Annotated in this window: 11 protein-coding genes; 1 reads left to right on the forward strand and 10 read right to left on the reverse strand. The window is 46.5% G+C overall.

What is annotated here, in order from left to right; all coding sequences use genetic code 11:
* Positions 1–238 precede the first annotated feature (238 nt).
* From AC4OGX_RS15650 to AC4OGX_RS15660, 3 genes are read right to left on the reverse strand one after another with little or no spacing between them, the layout of a single operon-like run.
* Complete coding sequence (locus tag AC4OGX_RS15650; RefSeq protein ID WP_493331544.1) at positions 239–1171, reverse strand: DUF4097 family beta strand repeat-containing protein; 933 nt, start codon at positions 1169–1171, stop codon at positions 239–241.
* 9 nt (positions 1172–1180) lie between these two features.
* A complete protein-coding gene (locus AC4OGX_RS15655) occupies positions 1181–1846 on the reverse strand; it encodes a permease prefix domain 1-containing protein (protein WP_493331545.1) in 666 nt (221 codons plus the stop codon).
* The gene (locus AC4OGX_RS15660) at positions 1836–2192 is read right to left on the reverse strand and encodes a PadR family transcriptional regulator (RefSeq protein WP_493331546.1); all 357 of its coding nucleotides are present in this window, start codon (positions 2190–2192) and stop codon (positions 1836–1838) included. The genes AC4OGX_RS15655 and AC4OGX_RS15660 overlap by 11 nt, the downstream gene beginning before the upstream one ends.
* A gap of 557 nt (positions 2193–2749) precedes the next feature.
* On the opposite strand from AC4OGX_RS15660, the gene AC4OGX_RS15665 reads away from it, so the two are divergent.
* Positions 2750–3211, forward strand: coding sequence for a hypothetical protein (locus AC4OGX_RS15665; RefSeq protein ID WP_493331547.1), 462 nt, complete (start codon positions 2750–2752; stop codon positions 3209–3211).
* Positions 3212–3366: 155 nt separating this feature from the next.
* Here AC4OGX_RS15665 and ald read toward each other — a convergent pair whose 3' ends face one another.
* The 7 genes from ald to tig all read right to left on the reverse strand — a co-directional run bounded on the left by ald (position 3367) and on the right by tig (position 12317).
* The gene (ald, locus tag AC4OGX_RS15670) at positions 3367–4482 is read right to left on the reverse strand and encodes an alanine dehydrogenase (protein WP_493331548.1); all 1116 of its coding nucleotides are present in this window, start codon (positions 4480–4482) and stop codon (positions 3367–3369) included.
* A 346-nt stretch (positions 4483–4828) separates the two neighbouring features.
* Positions 4829–5947, reverse strand: coding sequence for a sporulation integral membrane protein YtvI (gene ytvI / locus AC4OGX_RS15675; protein ID WP_493331549.1), 1119 nt, complete (start codon positions 5945–5947; stop codon positions 4829–4831).
* A 2-nt stretch (positions 5948–5949) separates the two neighbouring features.
* Positions 5950–6552, reverse strand: a complete 603-nt coding sequence (yihA, locus tag AC4OGX_RS15680) for a ribosome biogenesis GTP-binding protein YihA/YsxC (protein WP_493331550.1) — start codon at positions 6550–6552, stop codon at positions 5950–5952.
* A 60-nt stretch (positions 6553–6612) separates the two neighbouring features.
* The gene (gene lon / locus AC4OGX_RS15685; protein ID WP_493331551.1) at positions 6613–8937 is read right to left on the reverse strand and encodes an endopeptidase La; all 2325 of its coding nucleotides are present in this window, start codon (positions 8935–8937) and stop codon (positions 6613–6615) included.
* Positions 8938–9033: 96 nt separating this feature from the next.
* Entirely contained in the window at positions 9034–10305 is a 1272-nt protein-coding gene (gene clpX / locus AC4OGX_RS15690) for an ATP-dependent Clp protease ATP-binding subunit ClpX (protein ID WP_493331552.1), read from the reverse strand.
* Between the two features lie 24 nt (positions 10306–10329).
* Positions 10330–10911 (reverse strand): ATP-dependent Clp endopeptidase proteolytic subunit ClpP, encoded by a 582-nt coding sequence (gene clpP / locus AC4OGX_RS15695; RefSeq protein WP_287841796.1) that lies wholly within the window; start codon positions 10909–10911, stop codon positions 10330–10332.
* Between the two features lie 119 nt (positions 10912–11030).
* Positions 11031–12317, reverse strand: coding sequence for a trigger factor (gene tig / locus AC4OGX_RS15700; protein WP_493331553.1), 1287 nt, complete (start codon positions 12315–12317; stop codon positions 11031–11033).
* Positions 12318–12601: the final 284 nt, after the last annotated feature.

Below are 12601 nucleotides of genomic sequence, written 5' to 3' on the forward strand. Positions count from 1 at the left end.
CCTGACATATTACAGAAATATAAGAATCCCGTTTAAAGTATTGTAGGTTCAAAATTACAGGGTTGTCGAACATTCCAGGTTTCTTCTTTCGTTCTAAGGGTATTATAACCTATTTATTTCAAATTTACAACTGGAATTTAAAATCGTATTTTTCCGTTCTTCATTTTATCAAATTGAATATTCAAAATAAGCTTCGCTGCTTCCTAGAAAAGCTTAAACTTTTCAATAAAGCAAAACCTTATTTTTTTCTGATCGACACATTTCCACTGACTGAGTCAAACCTAAACGATGCGTTTCCATTTTTGTATTCCCCTCTGTCTTCCTCCTGAGAAACCTCAAAATCGCATCTAAAGGATCCACTGACAGAATCCATCTTATAAGTAAACCCATCATTTTCAGGAATAACAAGTAAAACCTCACCGCTAGTAGAGTCCGTCTCAACCTTATTCGGGCAGGTAGATGATATCACCTCCACAGAACCGGATACTGTATCCGTCTCAATTGCTTCGAAATTTCCCTCTATCTTCACATTACCGCTGGTCGTATCTGTCTCCAGACTATCCTTTACATCAAGTCCCCGGCCGATAAGTTCTCCGCTCGTGCTGTCCATATCCAGCTTAAATGCACTGCATTCCTCGATATTAATATCACCGGATACAGTATCCAGGTTCATCCTTTCTGCATGGATTCCTTTCATCCAAGTATCACCGGATACAGTGTCCACACCAACGTATCCCATGGCGTCTGCCGTTTTCTTCGGAATCTTTACGGTCAATTCCTTATTCCCACTGTTTCCAAATGAAAACAGGCTCCTCTGCGATTTTTGATACTGTATCATAAGCCTTCCATTCTTGTTATAATAATGGAGCTGTTTATTTTTTTTCAATTTTATAGAAGCAGTCTCCTGAAACTGTACGGTGTCTCCATCATAAACCTGGATCTTCACACTGCCGTCAACCCAGTTAATATCCAGCTCATTCACCTGACCGGCGTCTATCTGCCCGGGCCCCGCCTTATATTTTCCGGCGTCTGCATAAGTATAACCGCTGCCGAAGCCTATATTTATGCCATGAAAACGTCCCATTATTCCCAGGATCAATATCAAAAACAATACCGCTGCCACAATGGTCCAGGCGATAATCCTGATCCATGCTGATTCTCTTCTATTCATTCCCCCACCTTACCTTTTCAATTCAAATATGGCTTTGATGATCCCTTCGATCGCCACTCCAATCAGGAAAATCACCCATGTAATATGCCATGCAAACGTCCAGAAGCTGATCAATATATAAATCACAACGATCAGTGCCCACAGTGCACTGCTGATTGCCCGAAATGCTCTCTTATTCGCGTCAGTCTGCTGCTGCCATTCTCTAAATTCATCTACAATGGAATCATCCATTCTTTGATAGTATGGTTTTGTCATGTTATTGTAAATAAGCAGTCCAGTTGCAATTCCGATCAGTATAAACATAAGTGCAGGCGCCAGATTACTCTCAAATTTTGTATCAGAAAGCAGGATCGGTGGCAGAAGGCACATGATATAAAGCGCTACTGCCACTGAAATGCGCAGTGCCGACTTTTTCCTCCATGCCTGCATCTTCTCGTCATCAAATAGACGGTTTACCGGTAATTCTTGTTTCAACCCTGCAAGAAGTTCATCCATATCACCGATACTTGCAACCGCGATATTATAGGCTGCTTCCTGTGTCTTTCCCTCTGACAAAAGGTCATGGTATTTATCCACCAGGTTCTGTAAAATCTCTTCTTTCAGTTCAATGGACCTCCTGTCAGGCTTCACATCTCTAAACAGATGATCCATATATGCCCTCAATTTATCTTCCATCCTGCTCCTCCTTTTCCTCTCCGCTTTGAATCAGAATATCGATCAATTCCTTTGCTTCGTCCCATTCCCTTTTCATACGCAAGTATCCCTGACGCCCCTCCGGCGTAATCGTATAATAGCGTCTTCTGGCCCCAGTATTCTCATTCCCCCAATAGGAACAGATATATCCCGCTGCCTCCAGCCTCCGAAACGCAGTATACAGCGTTGCTTCTTTTAACTCATACTTATTATCCGTCTTCAACTGAATATCCTTGTTGATCTTATAACCATAACTATCCTCCCTCATCAAATGTGCCAGGATAATCGTATCCGTATGCCCACGAATCAAATCAGATGCAATTGACATATTTAACACCTCCCTGCTGCTTATGTAACTTAGGCTTGGTATTTTCAAGCCTTAGTTACTAAGTACATCCTGTCGACTTTGGCTCGGTTCTTTCGAGCCTTAGTGACATGGATGTTTCCTCCTTTTGTAACTTAGGCTTGGTATTTTCAAGCCTTAGTTACTAAGTACATCCTGTCGACTTTGGCTCGGTTCTTTCGAGCCTTAGTGACATGGATGTTTCTTCCTTATGTAACTTAGGCTTGGTATTTTCAAGCCTTAGTTACAAAGTACATCCTGTCGACTTTGGCTCGGTCCTTTCGAGCCTTAGTAACCTGACTATTCTCACGCTATACATATATATAAACACATAATACCTCGCCTGTCAATGTATATTGCAATCTTATATAAATTTCATGAAAATATTCTGCACTTTTACCATCTTTCCAGTCCATTCTCCCTATGATAAGCAGACCGCCGGCTATCTCAGCCAATCTTTCATTCTCCCAGGCTTTGCTACGTTTTTGTAACAAGTTCTATATTTAACAATATACTAAAACAAAAAGAAAAGAAGGTATATCATGAGCTTTTGGTGTTTTAACCGTCCTAAGCCTCCCTGTTGTCCAGAATCTGCAGACAGCTTTTATGCCCAGTTTACTGTCACTGCAAATCCTGAATCCGGCAGTGACCTTCCTATGAGCATCCTTTTTCAGGAGGGAGACCGGATTCTCCTGAATGGACCGAACCAGATACTGCTTGCACCGGGATATCTCTACCTGGTCAATTACCTTTTCCTTGCAACACCGGAGCCTGACGGATACTTCGAGATCATCCCCAGAATCAACGGCTCACTCCGACTCTACTACGCATTCTTTGCTCCGGCAGGCAGCTTGGAAAGAAACGCCTCAGCCGCCGGAAGTTTTACAACAAATGAAGCAGCTTCCCAGGCTGCCAGCCTGTCCTTTAACCTGACCTACCCGCCGACAGTCAATAATATCGATATCACCGGTACAGTCTCGGTCACACCGCTGCCCCGGCTTTAAATCTAATATTTACTTCTGGCATATGCATCAGGATAAAGAGCCCTTATATCAAAAAGACGGAGCCTCCATTTTTCTGGACGGCTCCGCCTTCTCTATCTCCTGAAAGAACAGGATTCCTCTCAAACTATATGCTTCTTTATTTCTATGGAACGCTTCTATCTCATCAGTGCCTTGATATCCATATAATCCAGGCCCAGGCTCAATGCCACATTCTGATAGGTCACCTTCCCTGCGTAAGTATTCACGACAGAATACAGTACCTCATTTTTCCGGCAGGCTTCTTCCAGCCCGTCAGCCGCAATCTGCAGGCCGTATCCAAGCGTTGCATTGGTCAGTGCAATCGTGGAAGTCCTCGGTACTGCCCCCGGCATATTTCCCACACAGTAGTGCACAATATTGTCCACTGTAAAGATCGGATCATCATGGTAGGTTACTCTGGTCGTCTCACAGCAGCCGCCCTGGTCAACCGCAACATCAACGATCACTGCTCCGGGCTTCATTCCCGTCAGATACTTTTTCCTGATCACCTTTGGAGCTGCTTTTCCCGGAATCAGGACACACCCGACCACCAGATCCGCATTCTTTAATGCCTTTTCGATATTGACATCCGTTGACATCAAAGTCTGGATCCTTGCTCCAAATATATCATCCAGGTAAGCAAGCCTCTGGACGTTTACATCCAGAATCGTTACATTTGCACCCATGCCGACCGCGATCTTGCAGGCATTGGTCCCAACCGAGCCTCCTCCAATGATCACAACATCTGCCTTCGGGGTCCCCGGCACGCCGCCGAGAAGCACCCCTTCACCTCCGTACATTTTTTCAAGATACTTCGCACCTTCCTGAATACTCAGCCGCCCGGCGATCTGGCTCATTGGGGCCAAAAGGGGCAGGCTTCGATCCTTCTCCATGAGGGTCTCATAAGCAGCACCCTTCACCCCTGATTCCATTAAAGCCTCTGTCAATGCTTTATTTGCTGCAAGGTGAAGATAGGTATAAAGAATCAGGCCTTCATGAAACAGTGGATATTCTTCCGGCAATGGTTCCTTCACCTTCACTAGCATCTCCGAAATATCCCATACCTCTTTTGCCGTCTTTATAAGCTTTGCTCCGGCCTCTTCGTATTCCCCATCCGTAAATCCGGAACCAAGCCCAAGCCCTGCTTCTACATACACTTCATGTCCTGCATCCACATAACTTCTGGCATTATCGGGTGTCATCCCGACACGGTATTCCTGTTTCTTGATCTCTTTTACGCATCCGATCCTCATTACAATTTCCTCCAATCTGATTACCTGGCAAAAAGCGTCAGCTAACAATTACACCTACATTGTTACATCACTTTTGTGTTCAGGACAGCCCCCAAGATACCTCCTTTCTTCCACTCCTGTTCTGAATACCTGCACATTTCCTCCGTACCTTTTATAACTATTTTATTATACAAAATCCAAAAGGAGAATACTATGAAATTTTCATAAAAAAATGGAGTTCTGATCAAGATCACTATGGTTTAGACATGCCATACCCTTTTTATGGGGTATCAAAAAAATAATAAATAAAAAAAATAAGGACAGACAGAGCATGACTGGTTGGTATGCTCTGCGTCCTTTTCTTCGTTTATTCCCGCAGTCCAAGGATTCCCTCCACAAGCGTCCGTACATCATCCAGGATGTAATCGAACGCCCCGGCCTGGCACATGTTAATGAGTACCATTCCGATGGGAACGGCCAGGATCATCCCCAGGACACTGCTGATCTTATAACCTATATAGAGCAGCAAAAGTGTGACTAATGGATTCAGCCCCATACTGTCGCCCACCAGCTTGGGCTGCAGAAGCTGCCGCACAAGCTGGGTAACTGCATAAATGACCACAAGCATGATGGCCACCTTATAATTTCCCATCAGGAACTTATACAGTGCCCATGGGATCATGGCAGTCCCGGTCCCAAAAAAGGGCAGGAAGTCCAAAAATGAAATCAAAAAAGCGACCAGGACAGAATAATGCACATCCAACACGGCAAATCCGATAAACAGGATCAAAAAAACAACTCCCATGATCTTAAACTGCGCTTTAAAATAACCGCCCACTGCATATTTCAGGTTATCCATGACAAGGCTCATCCGCTTTTCTACAGATGGTGGGGCCACCTTTTTAAGCCAGTTTAACACTTCTTCCCTCTGCACTGTGAAGAAATATGCTGACATGATCACTACGATGAATGAGATCAGATAGGATGGCAGGCTTTTTGCAAAATTTCCCGCAGCTGTCACAGTCGGCTGACTGATTTTGGATACCAGATCCCCCATATACTGATCCAGATTCAGAACAAACGTATTCCATCCATTCTGAATCCCCTCCGGCAGTTTTGAAAATGTACCGGAAAGAGTATCTCCGATCTGTCTAAGCCCCTGCTCCAGCTGTGCATACATCCCCGGAAAATTCTTGACCAGATCGCCGATTTCCGTGCTGATCCGGCTGATCGCAAAATATAATACCAGTATGATCAATGCCAAAACAACGATAACGATCAGCGCAGAGCCTAACTTTTTCACGATTTTCAACCGTTTTTCCAGCCAGTTTACCAATGGTGCCGCAATGGCGGATATGATCCAGCCGATCACGAACGGCATCAGAAACCCGATCGCCTTGATCCCCACGATGATAAATGCTGCTGTCGCCAGCAGACTGAAAACAAGGCTTACAGCTACCTGCCAGTAAGGCCTCTTTTTCCCCATAATTATTCCACCTCTTGTCTGTCCAGATACTCCGTTTCTACCAATTCCCAGATCTCATCTCTTCCCTGCTTGGTAACTGAGGAAAATGGGATAACCTTGGTGCCGGGCACCAGCCCCAGTCCTTCTTTGACCATCTTTACATGCTTCTGGACCTGGCTTCTCTTTAGTTTGTCCAGCTTTGTGGCGATTATGATAGGAGCAAACCCCTGATCCACGATCCAGCGGTACATCATCTTGTCATTCGCAGACGGTTCATGACGGATATCGATCAGCAGAAAGACCGCACGGAGCTGCTTCGAACCATGGAGATATCTCTCGATCAGTTTTCCCCACTGTGCCTTCTCCTTCTCGGAAACCTTTGCATATCCATATCCCGGAAGATCTACCAGATACAGCTCCTCATTGATATTGTAAAAATTAATCGTCTGGGTCTTCCCCGGAGTCGCAGAAATCCTGGCATAAGATTTCCGGTTCATCAAGCCATTAATCAGGGAAGATTTTCCCACGTTGGACTTTCCCGCAAACGCGATCTCCGGCTTATCATTCTCCGGCAGCACGCTCGTGATCCCGCAGACTGTCTCTAAGTTAATATTTCTGATTACCATAAAATTCTCCTGTCTTTTCACACTTCTCAGCACACCAATGCCTACTGGCTGTGCGGTTTCCTATTCTTCTGCAGCCAGTGCTGCCTTTAATACCTCATTCATGTGTTCCACCGGCAGGATCTCCAGTCCCTTCGTGATCTCTGTGGAAAGCTCCTCCACATCTGCCACGTTCTCCTTTGGTATGAGCACCGTCTTGATCCCTGCATTCTTTGCTGCAAGCAGCTTCTCTTTCAGGCCGCCGATGGGCAGGACTCTTCCCCGCAGAGTCACTTCCCCTGTCATCGCCAGGTCTGCGCGCACCTTGCGCCCGGTAATTGCGGAGATCATGGCCGTTGCCATCGTAATACCGGCGGACGGGCCGTCTTTCGGAACCGCACCTTCCGGGATATGCACGTGAATATCATGCTTTTCGAAGAAATCCTCCTCGATCTGATACTGGCTGCTCACAGAACGGATGTAACTGATACCGGTCCTTGCCGACTCCTTCATCACATCCCCCAGCTGTCCGGTCAGCATGATATCGCCGCTTCCCGGCATCACATTGACTTCGATCTGGAGTGTATCACCGCCTACACTTGTCCATGCCAAGCCGCGTACAATACCGATCTCATCTGCCGCGTTGACCATCTGATAGGTATACTTTTCCTTGCCCAGATACTTATGGATATTCTTCTCAGTGACAGAAATAGACTTCTTATTCGTTGTCAGGATCTCCTTGGCTGCCTTTCTGCAGATATTTCCGATCTCACGCTCCAGCTGTCTGACACCGGCTTCCTTCGTATAGTTTCGCGCCATCTTCCAGATCGCATGCTTGCTAAATGTCAGCTGCTCCGGTTTTAGTCCATGCTTTTCCAGCTGTTTTGGGATCAAATGTTCCATAGCAATATGCAGCTTTTCATTCTCCGTATAGCTGCTGACCTCGATGACTTCCATACGGTCAAGCAGCGGTCTTGGGATCGTGGAAAGTGTATTCGCAGTTGTAATAAATAATACCTCCGACAGATCAAGAGGAACTTCCAGGTAATGGTCGCGGAACTTACTGTTCTGCTCACTGTCCAAAACCTCCAGCAGTGCAGAGAAGGTATCCCCCTTATAATCTGTACTGACTTTGTCGATCTCATCCAGCAGCATGACCGGATTCTTCGCCCCTGCTGTCTTGACCGCATTGGCGATCCTTCCAGGCATCGCCCCGACATAGGTCTTCCTGTGTCCACGGATCTCTGCCTCGTCTCGCACGCCACCCAGAGAGATCCTGACATACGGCTTTTTCAACGCCTTCGCCAAAGACTTAGCAATAGAAGTTTTTCCGGTTCCCGGCGGGCCTACCAGACATAAGATCGGGCTTTCCCCTTTCTTCGTCAGGGAACGGACTGCCAGAAATTCCAGTACTCTCTCCTTCACCTGCTCCAGTCCGTAATGATCCTCATCCAGCACCTTCTGTGCAAACTCCAGATTGTTGCTGTCCTTCACCGCTTTATTCCAGGGCATCTCCAGCAGCGTTTCGATATAAGTCCTGATCACACCGCTCTCCGCCGGACTATTCAAAGAACTCTTAAAACGGCTGATCTCCTTTTCCAGCTTTTCCTTGACTTCCTTAGGAGCCTTCAATGCTTTCGCCGCCTTTTGAAACTCTTCCGCATCGGAGATCGTTGTATCCTCTCCCAACTCCTCACGGATTAGTTTTAACTGTTCTCTTAAAATGTATTCCCTCTGATGTTTGTCAACTCTCTCTTTGACCTTTAGCTGGATCTCCTCTTTAATATCCATGATCTGCACTTCATTGACAAGTTTAAAGGCCAATGCTTCATATCGTTTCCAGAAATCTGTCTCATTCAGGATCTCCTGCAGGTCTGTATAGTAAAGCGGTGTGTTGGCTGCGATCTCGTCCACCAGCTTCTTAAGCCCCTGGATTTCCAGCACCTGCGCCACCGCTTCCTTGGACATCTTCCCGTTCTTCGCTGCAAAATCTACGAACATATCCTTTAAACCGCGCTCCATAGCCTGTCCATTCAGGTCTTCGGGGATGGTGATGTCTGAATCATCAATCACCTCCACCTCTGCACGCAGATAAGGATCATCATATTCGATCTTGGAGAGCACACCTCGTGTCTCTCCCGCAACAAGTACGCGGACAATATGCTTCGGCAGCTTAATGATCTGCTTGATCGTTCCCACTGTTCCCACTTCGAACAGATCCTCCTGCTTCGGCTCCTCCGTCTCTATCTCTTTTTGGGTTACCATAAATATCTTTTGGTCTTCCACCATTGCCTCCTGGATGGCTGCTATGGAACGCTGGCGGCTTACATCAAAGTGCACCACCATCTCCGGCATGATTGTCATGCCCCGCAGCGCGACCATCGGAAGGCTTCGCTTCTCACTCTTCATTTTGTCTCCTCCTGGTTATCTGCCTTTTCATTATTCCAAGGGCAGGTATGCTAAAAGGGCGGATACATGGTTATTCCATTGCACCCGCCCGAATCTTTACGCGCTTTCTGAGTTCAGGAACGATCTGCGTTCTTCTCCATCGCATTCATACAATGGCCTTCCCGTTCCTTTTACCACATCTTTTGTTATCCGGCATCCTTTGATCGTATCATCAGACGGCACTTTAAACATCGTATCCATCATGATATTCTCCATGATCGCCCGAAGTCCTCTGGCTCCGGTCTTTCTTGCAAGGGATGTCTCCGCAATCGCATACAGGGCATCCTTATCGAATTCCAGTCTTACCCCGTCTAATTCCAGCAGCTTCTGATACTGCTTCACGATCGCACTCTTCGGCTCTGTCAGGATCCTGATCAAAGCCTCCTCATCCAGCATATCCAATGAAACTGTCACCGGCAGACGCCCGACAAGCTCAGGGATCAGTCCAAACTTAACCAGATCCTGAGGCAGCACCTGATGGAGCAGAACATCGACATCGTATTCATGCTTAGATGCGATCTCCGCATTAAATCCGATCGACTTCTTATCGAGACGAGTCTCGATCAGCTTATCGATTCCTTCAAAAGCCCCGCCGCAGATAAACAGGATATTCGTCGTGTCTATCTGGATCAGCTCCTGATGCGGATGCTTCCTGCCGCCCTGAGGCGGAACAGAAGCAACAGTACCCTCTATGATCTTCAAAAGAGCCTGCTGTACACCTTCCCCGGAAACATCACGGGTAATGGATGGGTTCTCTGATTTTCTCGTGATCTTATCGATCTCGTCTATATAAATGATCCCATGCTCCGCACGTTCAATGTCTCCGTCCGCAGCCTGGATCACCTTCAACAGGATATTCTCCACGTCTTCGCCTACATACCCCGCCTCTGTCAGTGCTGTCGCATCTGCAATGGCAAACGGCACGTTGAGTATCTTGGCCAATGTCTGGGCAAGCAGCGTCTTACCACAGCCGGTCGGTCCTAACATCAATATATTGCTCTTCTGCAGTTCGACCCCTAAGTCCTGTTCTGCCATAATCCGCTTGTAATGATTATATACAGCAACGGAAAGCACCTTCTTGGCCTCATCCTGTCCGATGACATATTCATCAAGGAACGCCTTCAATTCTTCCGGTGTCAGAAGATTGATGTCATCAAATGCTCTTCTTTCGTCATATTCAAATTCTTCCTCAATAATCTCAGCACACACATCAATGCACTCATCACAGATATAAGCACCATTCGGTCCCGCGATCAGCTTACGCACCTGTGCCTGGGTCTTATTACAGAAAGAACATCTTACTGTATCATCACTTACTTTTCCTGCCATATTACTCTTCACCTCATATTGCCATTAGTGTCTGGCAAGTATTTCATCAATTAATCCATATTCCTTAGCTTCCTGGGCAGACATAAAGTTATCACGCTCTGTATCGGCCTGGATCACTTCCAGCGGCTGTCCCGTGTTGGCTGCCAGGATCTCGTTCAGCTTCTGGCGTGTCTTTAGGATATGCTCTGCCACGATCTTGATCTCCGTAGCCTGCCCCTGTGCACCGCCTGATGGCTGATGGATCATGATCTCTGCATTCGGAAGCGCAAAGCGTTTGCCCTTTGCCCCACCTGAGAGAAGGAATGCCCCCATGCTTGCAGCCATGCCCACACAAACAGTAGACACGTCACACTTGATGTACTGCATGGTGTCATAGATTCCCATCCCTGCTGTTACGGAACCGCCCGGGCTGTTGATATATAACTGGATATCCTTATCCGGATCATCCGCCTCCAGGAAAAGAAGCTGTGCGATGACAACGCTTGCTGACACATCGTTCACTTCTTCTCCCAGGAAAATGATTCTCTCTTTTAATAATCTTGAATAAATGTCGTAGGAGCGTTCTCCACGGCTCGTCTGTTCAATGACGTAAGGTACTAAACTCATCGATGTCCCTCCTAATTATGTTGAATCCAATCTGCCGGGTATCACTCGGCAGTCTCACCGGGTAGTCTCCCCTCAGTCCACTTTTGCCGGAGCACTCTCATCTGATCCGACAGGGTGCATTATTCCTCGACTGCTGAATCAGCAAGCAGTGTTACAGCTTCCTGAACTGCGATGTCTTCCTTCATCTGTTTCTTCTCATTCTCACCCATGAATTCTTTGAGCTTCTCAACTTCCATCTGGTAAGCTTCTGCCATCTTGGAGAGCTCTTCATCCAGACGCTCATCAGATACTTCGATATTCTCAGCCTTAACAACAGCCTCGAGCACAAGTCTAGTCTTGATGCGCTTCTCAGCCTGCGGCTTTAACTCTTCCATCATCTTCTCTTCTGTCATTCCTGTAAACTGGAAGTACTGCTCTACAGAAAGACCCTGCTGCTGGATACGGCGTGCAAAATCATCTGCCATCTGTCTTACCTGCATATCGATCATTGCCTCCGGGATGTCCATCTGCGCATTCTCGATCGCTTTATCTACAGCCTGGTTCTCTTTCTTTTCTTTTCCTTCACGCTCTTTGCGCTCTTTGATGTTCTTCTTTACTTCAGCTTTGTAGTCATCCAGTGTCTCACACTCGGAAACTTCTGATGCAAATTCATCATCTAACTCAGGCAGCTCTTTTGCCTTGATAGAATGTACGGTACATTTGAAGACTGCCTCTTTTCCAGCCAGCTCCTTTGCCTGATATTCCTCCGGGAATGTCACTTTTACTTCTAATTCTTTGTCGATCTCAGCACCGATCAGCTGCTCCTCAAATCCCGGGATAAATGCGCCGGAACCGATCGTCAGCGGATAGTCCTCGCCTTTGCCGCCTTCGAAAGCTTCTCCGTCTACAAATCCTTCAAAGTCCAGTGTTACCTGATCCTTATCCTGAACTGCACGGTCTGTCACATCAACGGTTCTTGCGTTGCGCTCGCGCTCTTTCTCGATCTCCTCATCAACTTCTTTTGCTGTCACTCTTGTAGAAACCTTATCTACAGACAGTCCTTTATATTCGCCAAGAGTTACTTCCGGCTTTACAGCTACTTCTGCTGTAAAAATGAAAGACTTGCCCTTCTCTAACTGGACAACATCGATCTGAGGCTGGGAAACCAGCTCCATCTCACACTCATCATATGCTTTAGAGTATGCTTCCGGGATCATCTTGTTGGCTGCTTCATCATAGAACACTTCCGGTCCGTACATCTTCTCGATCATCTGTCTCGGAACTTTTCCTTTACGGAAACCAGGCATGTTAATCTGCTTGCGCTGTTTTAAGTATGCTGCCTGGAGTGCTTTCTCCACATCTTCTGCCGGAACTTCGATTGTCAGTTTGACCATGTTATGTTCTAACTTTTCTACCTGTAAACTCATTTTTATTTTCCTCCTTGATTCGTACCATTCAAACGCTGATCTGTATCTTCCAGAAATCACTTTCTGAAAATATACCTTCGCAGTCATTGAAACAGTATAGCACATAAGACTGTAAATTTCCAGTACTTTTTCCCGGTTCTTCGGCTTTTTCAGGGCTATTTTACGATTTTTATCACATTCGCATCTTATTTTTGTCTGCAAACCGTATTTTTCCCGATGTTTTCCCGCGAAAATGCGGTGCAGACCACTGTATCACAACAGTTTTGTCCGCACCGCAGCCTTTT

It is taken from the genome of Faecalicatena sp. (genome assembly GCF_058819085.1).